The organism is Alkalilimnicola sp. S0819 (genome assembly GCF_009295635.1).
Lineage (GTDB): Bacteria > Pseudomonadota > Gammaproteobacteria > Nitrococcales > WHIW01 > S0819.
Genome location: NZ_WHIW01000009.1, coordinates 15,623 through 31,020 on the forward strand (window position 1 = coordinate 15,623; position 15,398 = coordinate 31,020).

The following is a 15,398-nucleotide window of genomic DNA, read 5'->3' on the forward strand; positions in this document are numbered from 1 at the left end:
GCAACGGCGCCTGTTGCGCCAGGCGGGCCATGCCATGGAGAACCTACCATGATCGCTAGCTGGATAGCCCACATGAAGGCTGATTCCCCAGATACTGAGTTCCGTAGCGGGAACCGGCGCGAGTACGTGCAGATCATCCAGAAGGTCGCCGACCGGGCCGGTGGACTCGGTATAGAGGTGCTCGACATCGCCGCCGAAATCGACGAGGTGAGCGAGCGGGTCGCCAAGGAAGCCAAGCTCTTCGATGAACTGCGTGCCATCGCCCACGAGATGGGCCAGAGCAACAAGGTGGTGGACGAGGCCGCGCGGCGGGCGCGCCGGGCCGCCGCCGCCGCCAGCACCCATGTGGAGCGCTCCCGCAACACCATCAGCGCTTCCCTCTCGGACATCCACGCGCTCACCGACGATGTCACCGAGATCGAGTCCCAGCTGAGCGGCCTGAACGATGCCCTGCACGGGGTGGCCGATGTGGCCAAGGGCATAGGCATCATCGCCAAGCAGACCAATCTGCTCGCACTCAACGCCACCATCGAGGCGACCCGCGCCGGCGAAGTGGGCCGGGGCTTCGCGGTGGTGGCCGAGCACGTGAAGGAGCTGGCCAAGCAGACCGCCGACGCCACCGCCGAGATCCATGACATCCTGGAGGAACTCACCGCCCTGATCGATGACCTGATCCGCTCGGGTTCCGAGAGCACCGAACGCGCCCGTGAAGTGCAGGAAGGCACCCAGGCGATCCGCGAGGTGATGGAAACCGTCGGCAGCGCCATGGCCGATGTGGACACCGAGTCCAACCGTATCGGCCAGTCGGTGCACGACATCGACCGCTACTGCGGCGAGACCGTCAGCGGCCTCGAGGGCATGACCGAGGATGTGAAGGAAGCAACCATCGCCTTGCAGCAGGCCCGTGACCAGGCCACCCGCCTGCTCACTCACACCGAGGAGCTGATCCGCATCACCTGCGTCAAGGGCGTGGAGACGGTGGATACCCAGTACATCAACAGCGCACAGGAAGCGGCGTCGCGCATCTCGCAACTTTTCGAAGAGGCCCTGGAGAACGGCGACATCTCCGAGTCGGAACTGTTCGACCACAATTATCAGCCGATCCCCGGCACCAACCCGCAGCAGCACATGACACGCTTTACGGAATTCACCGATCGTGTCCTGCCCCAGGTGCAGGAATACTACGGCGAGCATTTCGAGAAGGTAACCGCCTGTGTGGCCATGGACGTCAATGGTTACCTGCCCACCCACATGAAGGTCAGCTCCAAGCCGCAGAGCGACGACCCGGCCTGGAACATGAAACACTGCCGCAACCGCCGCATCCTCACCGATCGTGTGGCCAAGGCGGCAGCGGCCAACACCCAGCCCTTCCTGCTGCAAACCTACCGCCCGCACATCGGTAACGGCGTGTATATGCTGCTCAAGGACTGCTCGTCACCCATCCACGTGCGCGGCCGCCACTGGGGCTGCCTGCGCGTGACCTATTTCGTCGAATAAGGCACTGCCCCGGAGAACTCCGCCATGGCACTGAAACTGGTACGCAGAAACGCCAAGACCGCGCCCGAGACGGACGGCGAAAATTACCACAAGGTCATCGAACAGGTGGCCCAACGCGCCGGCAAACTGGCCATAGAGGTCAACGATATTGCCGGCCATGTGGACGACGTGGACGGCCAGGTCAAGCGGGAAGTCACGCAGTTCGCCGAATTGGTGAGAATCGCCGAGCACCTGTCCGGCGCCAACAAGATCGTCGACGCCGCCGCGCGCAACGCCCAGCACGTGGCGGGCGCCGCCAATGCCGACATCGGGCGTTCAGAAGATACCATCCACCGCTCCCTGGAAGGCATTCAGCGCCTGACCGATTCCGTGGGCGGGGTGGAGAGCAAGCTCAAGGGCCTGTCGGAAGCCCTGCGCCGGGTCACCAAGGTGGCCAAGGGCATCGGCGCCATCGCCAAGCAGACCAACCTGCTGGCGCTCAACGCCACCATCGAGGCCGCCCGCGCGGGCGACGCCGGCCGGGGCTTCGCCAATGTGGCCGAGGAGATCAAGGCGCTGGCCGGGCAGACCTCGGACGCCACCGCGGACATAGACAACACCCTGAGCCGCCTGAGCGAACAGTCCCAGGGGCTGATGGAGACCGGCTCACGGGGCAGCGTCCGGGCGGCCCGCGTGCGCGAAGGCTCCCAGGCCATGCATGAGGTGATCCAGTCGGTGAGCCAGGCCATGCACGAGGTGGACCAGGAATCCAGCCGTATCGCCGAGGCGGTGCAGGCCATCGACCGTCATGCCGAGCGCACCGTGCAGGGCCTGCAAGAGATGTCCTCGGACGTCAAGCAGTCGTCCGAAAACCTGGGCAAGGCGCGCACCCGGGTCAACCAGCTGCTGGGGTTCACCGAGGAACTGGTGAGCATGACCGCCGTGGACGGCGTGGTCACCGAGGACACCCCGTTCATAGAGCTGGCCCAGGAGCGCGCGGCGCAGGTGGGGAAACTCTTCGAGGAGGCCATCGCCAGCGGCGAGATCAGCGAAGACGATCTGTTCGATCGGGAATATCGGGAGATCCCCGGCACCGACCCGCAGCAGGTTCGCACCCGGCATACGGATTTCTGCATACGGCATCTCACCGCCGTGTACGACGCCCTGCCGGAGGCCAATGCCAACATCGTTTCCGGCGGCGCCTGCGATGTGAACGGTTATCTGCCGGCGCTGATGAGCAAGTACTCTCAGCCCCAGCGGCCGGGCAATCCGGAATGGAACGCCGCCCATTGCCGCAACAAGCGGATCATGAACGACCGGGTGGGGCTCTCCGCCGGGCGCAATACCCAGCCGTTCTTGTTGCAGACCTACCGCCGCGCCATGGGCGGGGGCGATTACGTGCTGCTGAAGGATGCGTCCGCGCCGATTTATGTGCACGGGAAGCATTGGGGTGGATTCCGGGTGAACTACAAGGTCTGATGGGAGCGGATCGCGGCCCATGGCCGCGATTCCACGGCTCTCCGGAACCTCAACCCAGATTAAGCTGCAATCTTGCCGCCTCGGTCATACGCTCCGGCCCCCAGGCGGGCTCCCAGGTGAGCTCCACCTGGGCGAGCTTCACGCCCTCCACGCTCTCCGCGGCGCGCTTGACCATCATCGGCATGGAGCCTGCCACCGGGCAATTGGGGGTGGTGAGGGTCATGAGGATATCCACGTAACCGTCCGCGTCGGCGTCCACCTGATAGATCAGGCCCAGCTCGTAGACATCCACCGGCAACTCCGGGTCGTAGACGGTGCGCAGGGCGGCGATGACCCCCGCCCGCAGCGACGCGGCCCGCCCACTCATTCCGTGGTGGCCTCACCCTGGCCCGCCAACGCGGCCTGGAACGCCTGCCAAGGCAGATTGGCGCACTTGATGCGCGCCGGATAGGCCCGTACCCCGGCGAGCACCAACAAGGGATCGTCCTCGCCGTCGGGCGAGGAAACCACCTGTTGCCCGGCCAGCAGCGCGCGAAACCGCGCCAGCACGCCTTCGGCCTCGCTCAGGGGCCGCCCCTTGAGGGCTTCGCTCATGATGGACGCCGAGGCCGTGGCGATGGCGCACCCCTCGCCATCGAAGGCCACCTCCACCAGCCGGCCGCCTTCCACACGCAGGAACAGCTCCAGCTCATCGCCGCAGAGCGGGTTATGGGCGTGCACCCGGTGGGTGGGCTCGGCCAGACGCCCCTGGTTGCGGGGCTCGCGGTTATGGGCGAGCACCACCGCCTGGTACAGGGAACCGGGCCGACTCATGCGCCGAACAATTCCCGCACCTTCTCGATGGCGGCGACCAGCACATCCACCTCCTCGCGGGTGTTGTACAGGCCGAAGGAGGCTCGAGCCGTGGCCGGCACCGCGTAGCGGCGCATCACGGGTTCCGCGCAATGGTGCCCGGCCCGCACCGCCACGCCCTGCTCGTCCAGCAGCGTGCCGATGTCATGGGGGTGCGCCCCGTCCATCACGAAGGAGATCACGCCCGCCTTGTTGGGCGCGGTGCCGATGATGCGCAGGCCGGGAATCGCGGACAGGCGCTCGGTGGCGTAGTCCAGCAGTTCCTGCTCATAGGCGGCGATGGCCTCCAGGCCCACTTCGCTGAGGTAATCCACCGCGGCGCCCAGGGCGATCACCCCGGCGATGTTCGGCGTGCCGGCCTCGAAGCGATTCGGCGGATCGGCGTAGATGGTCTTCTCGAAGGAGACCGTCTTGATCATGTCGCCGCCGCCCTGATAGGGGCGCATGGCCTTCAACAGATCGTACTTGCCGTAGAGCACGCCCACGCCGGTGGGGCCGTAGAGCTTGTGGGCGGAGAAGGCGTAAAAATCGGCCCCCAGCGCCTGCACGTCCACCGGCATGTGAGGCACGGCCTGGGCGCCGTCCAGCAGCACGGGGATACCCTTTGCGTGTGCCTGGCGGATCATCTCGGCCACCGGGTTCACCGTCCCGAGGGCGTTGGAGACATGCACCACGCTGAGCAGCCGGGTGCGCTCACCGAGCAGCTCGGCGAAGGCGTCCAGGTCGATCTCGCCCGCCTCGCTGATGGGGATGACCTTCAGCACCGCCCCGGTCTCCTCGCACAGCAGCTGCCAGGGGACGATGTTGGAGTGGTGCTCCATGGCGCTGACCAGGATCTCGTCCCCGGCGCGCAGGCGTGGGCGCACATAGCTGTGGGCCACCAGATTGATGCTCTCGGTGGTGCCGCGGGTGAAGACGATCTCCTTGTCCGAGGCCGCGTTGAGGAAACGCTGCACCTTGCCGCGGGCCGCCTCGTACTCGGTGGTGGAGGTCTGCGACAGGTAATGCACGCCACGGTGGATATTGGCGTAGTACTCCCGATAACAGCGACGCTCGGCCTCGATCACCGCCTCCGGCTTCTGGGCACTGGCACCGTTGTCCAGATACACCAGGGGGCGACCGTGCACGGTCTGGGACAGGATCGGGAAATCCTCGCGCAGCCGGGCCACATCCAGTCTTCCGGGCAAGCCCAGCTGTGCTTTCAGGTTGCTCATGGCATCTCCTCGCCGAGCACGTCGCCGGGCAGTTTCCGCCGCAGCAGGCTCAGCGCGTAGCGGCGCAGGGGCTCCAGGCGGATGGCTTCCAGCAACTCGGCGGCGAAGGCGTAAATGAGCAGAGCACGGGCATCCTCCGCGGCAATGCCCCGGGCGCGCATGTAGAACAGCGCCTCGGTGTCCAGCTCGCCGGTGGTGGAGCCGTGGGAGCACTTCACGTCGTCGTTGTAGATTTCCAGGCGCGGGTTGGAATGGGCCAGGGCACGACGGGTGAGCAGCAGATTGCGATTCTGCTGCGCGGCGTCGGTCTTCACCGCACCCTCGGACACTTTCACCAACCCGTCGAAGACGGACTCGGACTTGCCGTCCAGCACGCCCTTGAACATCTGCGCGCTGGTGCAATGGGGCTTGCGGTGCTCCATCCAGCTGTGGAAGTCGCTGAACTGGCCGTCGGAGAGCAGGTACAAGCCGTTGAGCTCGGCATGCCCCCCTTCGCCGTTCAAGCGGGCGTACAGATCGGCCCGGGCGCGGTGGGCGCCGCTGCTCAGGCTCTGCACGCTGACCCGGGCATCCCGGGCGATATCGGCGGTGAGCACGGCCATCTGGTCGGCGGCCGCGCCTTCCTCCTGAAGGCGGTAATATTCGATGCGGGCGTTATCCGCGGCCACCAGCTCGCTCACCGGACAGCTCAGGCTATCGGCGCCGCCATCCAGGTGCTGCTCGATGACCGTGAGCTCCGCGCCCTGCTCCGCCTGCACCAGCACCCGGGGAAAGGCGGTGGCGCCGGCTTCGCTGGTGATGAACTGCAGCAACACGGGCTTGCCGAGCTGCACATTGGCCGCCACCCGCAGCCAGGCGCCATCGGTGAAGAAGGCGGTATTCAAGGCGGCGAAGGGGTGCTCGTGTTCCACACCGCGCGCGGCCAGGTCCGCTTCCAGCTCGTGGGCCTCCCAGTTCGCGGCCAGCGAGCCCAGGCGTACGCCCTCGGGCAGCTCTCCCACGTCGGAGGCGGCCGCCTGAAAACGGCCATTGACGAAGACCAGGCGATGGCAATCGCCCAGTTGCGCGGCGGCGGCCAGGGCCGCGTCGGCGCCACCCTCGGCGCTGGCGGGCTGAAAGCCGCGATCGATCAGGGGCTGGGCATTGAAGTTGCGCCAGGCCTCGCGACGCTTATCCGGGTAACCCTGCTGTTCGAAGGCGGCAATGGCGGCCCGGCGGCGCTCCTTCAACCAGTGCGGGCCGGGGGCTTCGAAGCCTTGGATGAACAGGCTCTTGTGTTCGACAACGGCTGCTTGCATTACGCCTCCCTCAGGCCGCCTGCTCTTCGAACAGGGCGTAGCCGGAGCGCTCCAGCTCCTCGGCCAGCTCCTTGCCGCCGGATTTGACGATACGACCGTTCACCAATACGTGGACGTGATCGGGTTCGATATAGTTCAGCAGGCGCTGGTAATGGGTGATCAGCAGGAAGCTGCGGGCCGGATCCCGCAGGGTGTTGACCCCTTCCGAGACGGTCTTCAGCGCGTCTATGTCCAGCCCCGAGTCGATCTCGTCGAGGATGGCCAGGCACGGCTCCAGCACCGCCATCTGGAAGATCTCGTTGCGCTTCTTCTCGCCGCCGGAGAAGCCTTCGTTGACCGGGCGGTTGAGCAGGCCCTCGTCCATCTGCAGCAGCTTCATGCGCTCGCGGATGAGCTTGAGGAAGCTCATCGCATCCAGCTCGTCCTCGCCCTTGTACTTGCGCACGGCGTTGAGCGCGGCCTTGAGAAAATAGGTATTGGATACGCCGGGAATCTCCACCGGGTACTGGAAGCCCAGAAACACGCCCTCGCAGGCCCGCTGCTCCGGCTCCAGCTCCAGCAGGTCCTGGCCCCGGTAGAGCACCTGACCGGCGGTGACCTCGTAGCCCTCGTGGCCGGCGAGCACCTTGGAGAGCGTGCTCTTGCCCGAGCCGTTGGGGCCCATGATGGCGTGCACCTCGCCGTCGTTGATGGTCAGGTCCATGCCCTTGAGGATCTCGGTGCCGTTCACCGAGACGTGTAGATCTTTCACTTCCAGAAGCGCCATGGGGTCTCCTACGCTGAATGTGTGGTCACGGCGCGCGGCGCCCGGGGCGCCGGCGCGGGGGTGTTGCTAGGGCCGGCCTCAGCCGACGCTGTCTTCCAGAGTCACTTCCAGCAGCGCCTGGGCTTCCACCGCGAACTCCATGGGCAGGTGGCGGAACACGTCCTTGCAGAAACCGTTGACGATCAGGCTGACGGCGTCCTCCTCGCTGAGGCCGCGCTGCTTGCAATAGAAGATCTGGTCATCGCTGATCTTCGAGGTGGTGGCCTCGTGCTCGATCTGCGCGCTGGGGTTCTGGATGTCCATGTAGGGGAAGGTGTGTGCGCCGCACTCATCGCCCATCAGCATGGAATCGCACTGGGAGTAGTTCCGCGCCCCTTCCGCCGTGGGCAGGATGCGCACCAGCCCGCGGTAGTTCTGCTGGCCGCGGCCGGCGGAGATGCCCTTGGAGATAATGGTGGAGCTGGTGTTCTTGCCGATGTGAATCATCTTGGTGCCGGTATCGGCCTGCTGCGCGGCGCGGCTCACCGCCACCGAGTAGAACTCGCCCACCGATCCCTCGCCGCGCAGCACGCAGCTGGGATACTTCCAGGTGATCGCCGAACCGGTCTCCACCTGGGTCCAGGAGACCTTGGAGTTCTTGCCCTTGCACAGGCCGCGCTTGGTGACGAAGTTGTAGATGCCGCCACGGCCTTCCTCGTCCCCCGGGTACCAGTTCTGTACCGTGGAGTACTTGATCTCGGCATTATCCAGCGCGACCAGCTCCACCACCGCCGCGTGCAGCTGGTTCTGGTCCCGCATGGGCGCGGTGCAGCCTTCCAGGTAGGAGACGTAGGCGTCGTCCTCGCAGATGATCAGGGTGCGCTCGAACTGGCCGGTGTTCTCCGCGTTCATGCGGAAATACGTGGACAGCTCCATGGGGCAGCGCACGCCCTTGGGGATGAAGACGAAGGAGCCATCGGAGAACACCGCCGAATTCAGCGCGGCGAAGTAGTTGTCGCCCGGGGGCACTACCGACCCCAGGTATTTACGCACCAGCTCCGGGTGCTCCCGGGCCGCTTCGGAGAAGGAGCTGAAGATGATGCCCTGCTCCGCGAGCTTGCCCTTGTAGCTGGTGACCACCGATACGGAATCGAACACCGCATCCACGGCGACACCCGCCAGCTGCTCGCGCTCGTGCAGCGGCACACCCAGCTTCTCGTACGTTTCCAGCAGTTTCGGGTCCACCTCGTCCAGGCTCTTGGGACGGTCGGCATCCGACTTGGGGGCCGCGAAATACGAGATCGCCTGATAGTCGATCTTCGGGTAACGAACGTTAGCCCATTCCGGCTCTTCCATCTCCAGCCACCGGCGGTAAGCCGCCAGGCGCCACTCCAGTAACCACTCGGGCTCTTCCTTCTTGGCCGAGATGAATCGGATCACGCCCTCGTCCAGGCCGGGCGGTGCCGTTTCCTGCTCGATATCGGTGACGAAGCCGTATTCGTAGCCCTCTTGGGCAAGTTTTTCGTCCAGCGTCTTGGTGCTGCTTGACATAAAGCTGCTCCGCCTAGCTCAGATTGGCCAGGGATACGTAGATTTCATCCAGACCACCGGAACCCCCTTCGGGCAGCGGCCGGGTCATGTCCTTCAAGCTGATCGCATCCAGCGCCCGGTGCACCACGCGATTGATGTGGTTCCAGTTGCTGCTGATCACGCAGCTGCTCAGATACTGACAGCCCAGCGCCTCATCGGCGCAATCGGTTAGCGCAATGGGCCCTTCCATGGCGGTGACGATCTGCGCCAGGGTGATCTCCTCGGCCGGTCGCGCCAGACCGTAGCCGCCCTTGGCGCCGCGCGCCGATACCAGCATCCCGGACCTGGCGAGCAGCTTGAGGATCTTGCTCACCGCCGGTTGCGGCAGCCCGCGCTGCGAGGCCAGGACGCCGGCGCTGTAGAGCTTGTCCGGTTCCATGGCCATCAGGCTGAGCAGCACGATGGCGTAATCGGTCTCGCGGTTGATGCGGATCATGGCGGGTATTTTAACGCAATCCGTACTGAATTAGTACGGTATGTGAAGAGGCGGCATTCCGGACGGGAAATCACGGCCATGAGCCACTCCTGCGGGGAGCGCGGGCCACCCTGGGCGCGGCTCATGGTCGCGATTGCAGCCTCTGGTCCGGGCAGGGAGCCTCCGGCGATTCAAGCTGAATCACCGAATGGCGCACCGCGTAACGCTCGGCGAGGGTGCGCTTGATACGCCCCAGCAGGCCCCGACTGGACGCGCCGCTGTGCAGGCGCACATGCAGGGTCAGCAAGGCCTGCCCCCCATTCAGCGACCAGGCATGCACATGGTGCACATCGGCGATTTCGGCGTGGACGGCCTCCAGATCGGCGCGCAGAACGTTCACGTCCAGCCCTTCCGGCGTGCCTTCCAGCAGGATATGGGTGGACTGCTTCACCAGCGACCAGGCGCTGCGCAGGATGAGCACCGCCACGAATACCGACAGGATCGGGTCTATGGGCATCCAGCCGGTCCAGAGAATGACCAGCGCAGCGATGATGGCACCCACCGAGCCCAGCAGGTCTCCCAGAACATGCAGGGCCGCGCCGCGCAGATTGAGGTTGTCGCCGCCGCCCCGGTGCAGCACGTATAAGGCCACCAGGTTGACCAGCAGCCCCAGTATCGCCACCGCCAGCATCGGCCAGCCCATGACCGGCACGGGGGCCAGCAGGCGCGCCACGGCCTCGATCATGATCCAGACGGTAAGGCCCATGAGCATCAAGCCGTTGACCCAGGCGGCCAGCACTTCGAAGCGACGATAACCGAAGCTGCGCTGAGGGTCGGCGCCGCGCCGACCGACCAGAAACCCCAACCAGGCGAGAGCCAGCGCCAGGGTATCGGTGAGCATGTGGCCGGCGTCCGCGATCAGCGCCAGGGAACCGGAGAGCCAGCCGCCCAGCGCCTCCACCAGCATGAAGCCGCCGGTAAGCAGCATGACCCGGAAGAGGCGCTGCTCGTGGGCGAGCCCCTCGCCCGGACCGTGATGATGATGCCTGTGCGCCATGCCGGCCGCCTCCCCAGCGCTGATCCCTTGCGCCGCCGGGGTCAGCGGCGACGCTGCTCAGGGCGCTGTCAGATAAAGATCCACCCGACGGCTGGCCTGGGGATCGAAGAGGCCCGGCGTCACCGCGCCCCGTCCTTCCACCTCCAGCCGCCGGGAATCCAGCCCCTGCTCCCGAAGCAATTCGGCCACTGTCCCGGCACGCTGTTCGGACAGGTACTGATTATAAATCGGATCCCCTCGGGTGTCCGTCCAGCCCACCAGGCGCACCTTCACCGCCGGGTGCGCGCGCAGCACGCCCGATAGACGGGCAAGCACGCGAGCCTGGTCGTCGGCAAGCGTGGCGCTGTCGGAGCCAAAGCTGATCGGTTCGATGAAATCCAGATACAGGCTGCCATCGGCCTGGGGCCATAAGGTCAGCCCCACATCGGCCAGCTGCTCGCGCACCGTGCGGCGAATCTGGGCCAGGGGGTCGTCAGGCACAACGCCCCGCCCATCAGCGCCAGCTTTCGCAGAAAGCTCGGCGCGCGCGGCGGAAACCGGCTCGAAGCGGCCGCCCTGCTGCTGCTGTTCCTGCGTGGTGCTGGCGACGGCGCCCGGATCGGGACGGGTGGTGGTGCCCGGGTCGGGACGGATGGGGCGATCGTAGGGGGGCTCCGCGGCAACCGCGGACGCGGCGGGCGGTGGCGCCTGCACGGTGAGCGGTTGCGCCATTTGCCGTGACGGCGCGCCAGGGGCCTCCGGTGGTGGCGGCAGAAAATCGCCGGACCAGCGGGTACGGGCAAGCGCCCACTCCCCGCGTAGCCAGCTCTCGGCGCGGTCCAGCCCCGGCGACCAGGGGCCGGGCACAGAACGCATCACGAGCAGCGCGGCGAGAATCAGCGCCAGCGCGCCCAGCACCGCCACCAGGGCGGCGCCGGCGCGCCGGGCCGCCACGGTACGCCCGGGCGCCGGGGCCTGCTCGGGGTTCAGACTTGTCGCCGGATCCCCATGCACGGTTCCACGGCCGGCACGCGCCCGCGCCTCGAACGGCCACGGGCCGGATTCTTCCTGCTCCGGCATGCCCCGCCGGGCCTTGTGGGCGGGCACCTTGGTGGTGGCGATACGGGCCAGGGGCACGGCACGGGGCGTGGGCGGCGCCCCTGTCGCCGGGGCCTGCCGATGCTCCCTCTCGGCCGGCGGGCTGGGTTCGGTATCGTCCGTCGTCGCCGACGCCCCTTCCGGAAGCGGATCCTGCTCGGGCGGTGACTCGCCCGAGGGTTCGCAGGGCAAGGGCTCGCCAAGATCCGGCCCGCCGGCGCCGGGGGGCGATGTCAGGCCGAGGGGTTCAGGCCGATCTTTTTTTTTTGATTCCTCGTCGCTGATCAGCGGCGGGTCCAGATCGGCGGGATCGAAACGGAACTCGGCTTCCTCACCCCGAGCCGGCACGCGCCGCCCGCGCGTGTCCGCTTCCTCGTCCCAGGGAGTGAGCATTTCCTCTCGCAGATCGTCAATCACGGCCTCGAGATCGGCGCCATCCAAGCGGTGCTTTTCTCCCACGAAACCATGCAACAGCAAGCGGCTGCAGACCTGATTAATGCGCCGTGGCACACCCTGGCTGAAGGCATGCACCCCCTCGTAGAGCTCATCCGCGAAGGCCGGATCGCCTTGCCAGCCCACCCGTTTGAGCCGGTACTGGATATAGGCGCGGCACTCGCGCAGGTTCAGGGGCTCCAGATGGCAGGCGGCGATCAGGCGCTGGTGCAGCTGCTCCAGGGCCTTGCTGCGCACCACCGCGCGCAACTCCGCCTGCCCCACCAAGAAGACCTGCAACAAGGGTTGGCCCTGATGGACCAGATTGGTCAGCAGGCGCAGCTCTTCCAGCGCGCCCGCCGATACATCCTGGGCTTCGTCGACGATCAACACCGCCCGGCGCCCGGCTTGCGCCTCCTCGCGCAGGAACATCTCCAGGCGGCGCAGCAGCGTGGCCTTGTCCGCCCCTTCCGCATCCAGCCCGAAGGAAAAGGCCACCAGGCGCAGCAGTTCACCCGCTTCCACCTGGGTGCTGACGAGTCGGGCGATGGATACCCCGGCGCCCTTCAGGCTGGCCAGCAGGTCATCGATCAGGGTGGTTTTCCCCGTGCCCGGGCGCCCCGTGATCATCACGAAGCCCTCGGCGCGGCGCACCCCGTATTCCAGATAGGCCTTGGCCCGGGCATAGCTGCGGTGCCGAAAGGAAAAACGGTGATCCGGCGTCAACCGGAACGGCTCCGCGCTCAATCCGTAGAATGCTTCGTACATAAGGATCCCGTTAACGATAGCCCGCTTACGGGCCGTGCCCCCTCAAGGCCGCGCGGCTAGCGTCCAAGGCGCGGTGTCGGTGGGGAACTGATGGCAACGGAGCGGAAAATCAACGGCCGCGAGCCCGTGGGCCGCCGACGACGTGTATCGCTGACACGCTCTTGACCGCGCATCGGCCGGCAATACCTACACGCCGGAAACGCACTTGCCCGCAAGCGTCTGAGGATGCGTGTTCTCACCTATTCGCATACCCCTGATCGCCCCCATAGAGTTCGGCATCGCTCTCAAGCGGTGCACCTGTGCCAGGCCTTCGGCCTGCGCGTGGCTTGCCCGAAGAGCGCCGCGCCGCGAACGCAAGGTGCGCCCCAATGGAAGAGTCCGCCTTTCGACACGATCAATGGCTGGCCGCGCTTTGCGGCTTTCTCCTGGTGGTCGCTCTGGTGCGTCACTATGCCCCGCGTACCGCCTTGCCGGCGGAATCCTGGATGCTGCTGGTAGGGGTCGGCTACGGTCTGCTGGAGCCCCTGGCGGTGCAACTGCCGACCATTCGCCTGAACCCGGAGATCGTGGTGAGCGTGCTGCTGCCGGTGCTGGTCTTCGGCAGCGGCCGCAGACTGCCCGTCACACTGCTGCTGCGCTCCGCCGGCCCGATAGCGCTGCTGGTACTGCTGGGCACGCCCTTGAGCATGCTCCTGATCGGCCTGCCCGCCGCGTTTCTGCTGGACATACCCGCCATCCACGGCTTGTTGTTCGGCGCGGCGGTGGCCGCGACCGACCCCGCTTCGGTGGCCCACGTGCTGAATCGCTTTCCCATCCCCGAGCAACTGCGCCTGATCCTCCACGGCGAATCCTTATTCAACGACGCCCTGACCATCGTCGCCTTCACCGCCCTGGCGGCCACGGCCATCGGCGCCGCCGGCCTGTCGTTCAGCGCCATGGCCATTGGCGCCACCCGCAGCGTCCTGCTGGCCATTCCGGCGGGGCTGCTACTGGGCTGGCTGGGTGGGCTGCTGGTACGGCGCTGGCGCGAACAAAACCGCGTGCCCGGCCTGACCCTGACGCTCACCCTGCCCTTCACCGGCTTTTTGCTCAGCGAGCGCCTGCTGCACGCCTCGGGCGTCATCACGGTACTGTGCGCCGCCCTGGCGTTCAGCCATGCCCGACACGGCCCACGCTCGAGCGGACCGGAGCTTTACGATGAACTGTGGAATTTCCTCGCCAGCCTGGCCGCCAGCTCGCTCTACTTTGCCCTGGGGGCGGCGATTGCGGCACAGGACATCGCTTTTGACTGGGTATTCGTCAGCGTCATCGCGCTGCTTCTGGTCAGCCGCGCGCTGCTGGTCTACGGCGCCGGGCCGTTGCTGCGCGCCCAGGGACGCGCCCTGCCCCGGTCCTGGCGGCACGTGATCATGCTCGGCGGCCTACGCGGCGCGGTGCCCGCGGCGCTGGTACTGATGACACCGGCGGACTACCTCTATCGCCAGCAACTGCTCGCCATGGTCTTCGCCCTCGTCGCCTATACCGTCATCGTCCACCCGCTGATGCTGCAGCGGTATCTGGGGCGAGGCGCCATCGATGCCCCCGTGTCGCCCCCGGACCACGACATTCGCGAAACCGACACCGGCCTGCCGCCGGCGCTTGCGCGCCTGGTGGCGGCCAGCGCCTGGGACCTGGCCGCCGTGGCTGGCCTCATCGCAGGCCTTGTGTTCCTGGTGCTTGAAATGAGCCTTGCACCGGTACTGCTGGACGCCAGTCCCTGGGCGCCCCTGCGAATGATCGCCGCCATCGGCCTGGGCCCCGAGGTCCTGCCCCCACCGGCCGGCTTCGGCGGCAGCATCGCGCTGGTCGCGCTGCTCATCCACTTCACCTTGTCGCTGAGCTACGCCTGGCTGCTGGCCCCCTTCATCGAGAACCGGAGACTGGCCGCGAGCACCCTGCTCGGCGCCGTGTTCGGGCTGGGCCTGTATCTGGTCAATTTCTACCTGTTCACGCATCTTTTTCCGTGGTTCGAGATGGCGCGCACCGGGCTGACGATCTTCGCCCATCTGGTGTTCGGCGCGGTATTGGGGGGCAGCTATCGGCTGATGCGACGCGGTGCCCCGGAAAGCAGCGAAGCGGGACACCGAGGCAGGCAGGAAAACGGATCAGGAAACAGGCAGGAGGGCTTCGCGCACAGAAAAAGCGGGCCGGGTCGTTAACGCCCCAATGGCCCGCTTTCTTGATTTTTGGTCGGGGTGAGAGGATTCGAACCTCCGACCACCTGCACCCCATGCAGGTGCGCTACCAGGCTGCGCTACACCCCGAAAGGAGGCGGTATGGTACATCAAAGCCGCCGTAGCGCAAAGGCCGTTGCTAGCGTTTCAGCAGGGCCAGCAGGTCTTCCAGCTCGGCGCGCATCTGCCGCACCACCTGCTGGCTCTGCTGCTGGTCTTCCCTGGCCCCTTCGCCGGTGAGGCGCTGGCGCGCGCCCCCGATGGTGAACCCTTCCTCGTAGAGCAGCGCCCGGATCTGCCGGATCAGCATCACATCGTGGCGTTGATAGTAGCGCCGGTTCCCGCGCCGCTTCACCGGCTTGAGCTGGGGAAACTCCTGCTCCCAGTAGCGCAGCACATGGGGCTTGACCGAGCACAGCTCGCTCACCTCACCGATGGTGAAATACCGCTTGGCCGGTATCGGCGGGAACTCGTTGTTATTCGACGTCTCCAGCATATGCTTCCACCCGCGCCTTGAGCTTCTGGCCAGGGCGGAAGGTCACCACGCGCCGGGCGGAGATGGGGATCTCCTCGCCGGTCTTGGGGTTCCGCCCGGGACGTTCATTCTTGTCTCGAAGGTCGAAGTTGCCGAAGCCGGAAAGCTTGACCGGAGTGCCACCTTCCAGGGCACTGCGGATTTCCTCGAAAAAAGCCTCCACCAGGTCCTTGGCTTCACGCTTGTTCAGTCCGACTTCTTCAAACAGCCTCTCGGCCATTGCCGCCTTGGTCAGCGCCATTGTCTT

14 protein-coding genes and 1 tRNA gene are annotated in these 15,398 nt (G+C 66.4%); 3 read left to right on the forward strand and 12 right to left on the reverse strand.

What is annotated here, in order from left to right; genetic code table 11:
* The first annotated feature begins 72 nt into the window (after positions 1-72).
* Together GBG68_RS08895 and GBG68_RS08900 are read left to right on the forward strand one after the other, a co-directional pair.
* Positions 73-1,497, forward strand: a complete 1,425-nt coding sequence (locus GBG68_RS08895; protein ID WP_193222274.1) for a methyl-accepting chemotaxis protein — start codon at positions 73-75, stop codon at positions 1,495-1,497.
* A 24-nt stretch (positions 1,498-1,521) separates the two neighbouring features.
* Positions 1,522-2,955: a methyl-accepting chemotaxis protein gene (locus tag GBG68_RS08900; protein WP_152146599.1), complete on the forward strand. Its 1,434-nt coding sequence runs from the start codon at positions 1,522-1,524 to the stop codon at positions 2,953-2,955.
* A 49-nt stretch (positions 2,956-3,004) separates the two neighbouring features.
* Here the strand turns inward: GBG68_RS08900 and GBG68_RS08905 are convergent, their stop codons facing one another.
* The 9 genes from GBG68_RS08905 to GBG68_RS08945 all read right to left on the reverse strand — a co-directional run bounded on the left by GBG68_RS08905 (position 3,005) and on the right by GBG68_RS08945 (position 12,403).
* Entirely contained in the window at positions 3,005-3,322 is a 318-nt protein-coding gene (locus GBG68_RS08905) for a DUF59 domain-containing protein (protein WP_152146600.1), read from the reverse strand.
* Positions 3,319-3,768, reverse strand: coding sequence for a Fe-S cluster assembly sulfur transfer protein SufU (gene sufU / locus GBG68_RS08910; RefSeq protein ID WP_152146601.1), 450 nt, complete (start codon positions 3,766-3,768; stop codon positions 3,319-3,321). The genes GBG68_RS08905 and sufU overlap by 4 nt, the downstream gene beginning before the upstream one ends.
* Complete coding sequence (locus tag GBG68_RS08915; RefSeq protein WP_152146602.1) at positions 3,765-5,021, reverse strand: aminotransferase class V-fold PLP-dependent enzyme; 1,257 nt, start codon at positions 5,019-5,021, stop codon at positions 3,765-3,767. Before GBG68_RS08915 ends, sufU begins: the two co-directional genes overlap by 4 nt.
* Positions 5,018-6,319: a Fe-S cluster assembly protein SufD gene (sufD, locus tag GBG68_RS08920; RefSeq protein ID WP_152146603.1), complete on the reverse strand. Its 1,302-nt coding sequence runs from the start codon at positions 6,317-6,319 to the stop codon at positions 5,018-5,020. The genes GBG68_RS08915 and sufD overlap by 4 nt, the downstream gene beginning before the upstream one ends.
* A 10-nt stretch (positions 6,320-6,329) precedes the next feature.
* A complete protein-coding gene (sufC, locus tag GBG68_RS08925) occupies positions 6,330-7,085 on the reverse strand; it encodes a Fe-S cluster assembly ATPase SufC (RefSeq protein ID WP_152146604.1) in 756 nt (251 codons plus the stop codon).
* A 78-nt stretch (positions 7,086-7,163) separates the two neighbouring features.
* The gene (gene sufB, locus GBG68_RS08930) at positions 7,164-8,615 is read right to left on the reverse strand and encodes a Fe-S cluster assembly protein SufB (protein WP_152146605.1); all 1,452 of its coding nucleotides are present in this window, start codon (positions 8,613-8,615) and stop codon (positions 7,164-7,166) included.
* 13 nt (positions 8,616-8,628) lie between these two features.
* A complete protein-coding gene (locus GBG68_RS08935) occupies positions 8,629-9,090 on the reverse strand; it encodes an SUF system Fe-S cluster assembly regulator (protein WP_152146606.1) in 462 nt (153 codons plus the stop codon).
* A gap of 121 nt (positions 9,091-9,211) precedes the next feature.
* Entirely contained in the window at positions 9,212-10,126 is a 915-nt protein-coding gene (locus tag GBG68_RS08940; RefSeq protein WP_152146607.1) for a cation diffusion facilitator family transporter, read from the reverse strand.
* Positions 10,127-10,183: 57 nt separating this feature from the next.
* Positions 10,184-12,403, reverse strand: a complete 2,220-nt coding sequence (locus GBG68_RS08945) for an XrtA/PEP-CTERM system-associated ATPase (protein ID WP_152146608.1) — start codon at positions 12,401-12,403, stop codon at positions 10,184-10,186.
* Between the two features lie 368 nt (positions 12,404-12,771).
* Between GBG68_RS08945 and GBG68_RS08950 the strand changes: the two genes are divergently transcribed.
* On the forward strand, positions 12,772-14,601 hold the full coding sequence (locus GBG68_RS08950) for a cation:proton antiporter (RefSeq protein WP_152146609.1): 1,830 nt from the start codon (positions 12,772-12,774) through the stop codon (positions 14,599-14,601).
* Positions 14,602-14,629: 28 nt separating this feature from the next.
* On the opposite strand, the gene GBG68_RS08955 is transcribed toward GBG68_RS08950, so the two are convergent.
* The 3 genes from GBG68_RS08955 to ihfA form a co-directional block, all read right to left on the reverse strand.
* A tRNA-Pro gene (locus tag GBG68_RS08955) sits at positions 14,630-14,706 on the reverse strand.
* A gap of 49 nt (positions 14,707-14,755) precedes the next feature.
* Positions 14,756-15,112 (reverse strand): MerR family transcriptional regulator, encoded by a 357-nt coding sequence (locus tag GBG68_RS08960; RefSeq protein ID WP_152146610.1) that lies wholly within the window; start codon positions 15,110-15,112, stop codon positions 14,756-14,758.
* Positions 15,093-15,392 (reverse strand): integration host factor subunit alpha, encoded by a 300-nt coding sequence (ihfA, locus tag GBG68_RS08965; RefSeq protein ID WP_152146611.1) that lies wholly within the window; start codon positions 15,390-15,392, stop codon positions 15,093-15,095. The genes GBG68_RS08960 and ihfA overlap by 20 nt, the downstream gene beginning before the upstream one ends.
* Positions 15,393-15,398: the final 6 nt, after the last annotated feature.

Coding starts and splice junctions, on each gene's coding strand:
- GBG68_RS08935 (WP_152146606.1), bottom strand. CDS start 9,090: ATGATCCGCATCAACCGCGAGACCGATTACGCCATCGTGCTGCTCAGC.
- GBG68_RS08945 (WP_152146608.1), bottom strand. CDS start 12,403: ATGTACGAAGCATTCTACGGATTGAGCGCGGAGCCGTTCCGGTTGACG.
- GBG68_RS08915 (WP_152146602.1), bottom strand. CDS start 5,021: ATGAGCAACCTGAAAGCACAGCTGGGCTTGCCCGGAAGACTGGATGTG.
- GBG68_RS08950 (WP_152146609.1), top strand. CDS start 12,772: ATGGAAGAGTCCGCCTTTCGACACGATCAATGGCTGGCCGCGCTTTGC.
- sufB (WP_152146605.1), bottom strand. CDS start 8,615: ATGTCAAGCAGCACCAAGACGCTGGACGAAAAACTTGCCCAAGAGGGC.
- GBG68_RS08960 (WP_152146610.1), bottom strand. CDS start 15,112: ATGCTGGAGACGTCGAATAACAACGAGTTCCCGCCGATACCGGCCAAG.
- GBG68_RS08900 (WP_152146599.1), top strand. CDS start 1,522: ATGGCACTGAAACTGGTACGCAGAAACGCCAAGACCGCGCCCGAGACG.
- GBG68_RS08905 (WP_152146600.1), bottom strand. CDS start 3,322: ATGAGTGGGCGGGCCGCGTCGCTGCGGGCGGGGGTCATCGCCGCCCTG.
- sufD (WP_152146603.1), bottom strand. CDS start 6,319: ATGCAAGCAGCCGTTGTCGAACACAAGAGCCTGTTCATCCAAGGCTTC.
- sufC (WP_152146604.1), bottom strand. CDS start 7,085: ATGGCGCTTCTGGAAGTGAAAGATCTACACGTCTCGGTGAACGGCACC.
- GBG68_RS08895 (WP_193222274.1), top strand. CDS start 73: ATGAAGGCTGATTCCCCAGATACTGAGTTCCGTAGCGGGAACCGGCGC.
- sufU (WP_152146601.1), bottom strand. CDS start 3,768: ATGAGTCGGCCCGGTTCCCTGTACCAGGCGGTGGTGCTCGCCCATAAC.
- GBG68_RS08940 (WP_152146607.1), bottom strand. CDS start 10,126: ATGGCGCACAGGCATCATCATCACGGTCCGGGCGAGGGGCTCGCCCAC.
- ihfA (WP_152146611.1), bottom strand. CDS start 15,392: ATGGCGCTGACCAAGGCGGCAATGGCCGAGAGGCTGTTTGAAGAAGTC.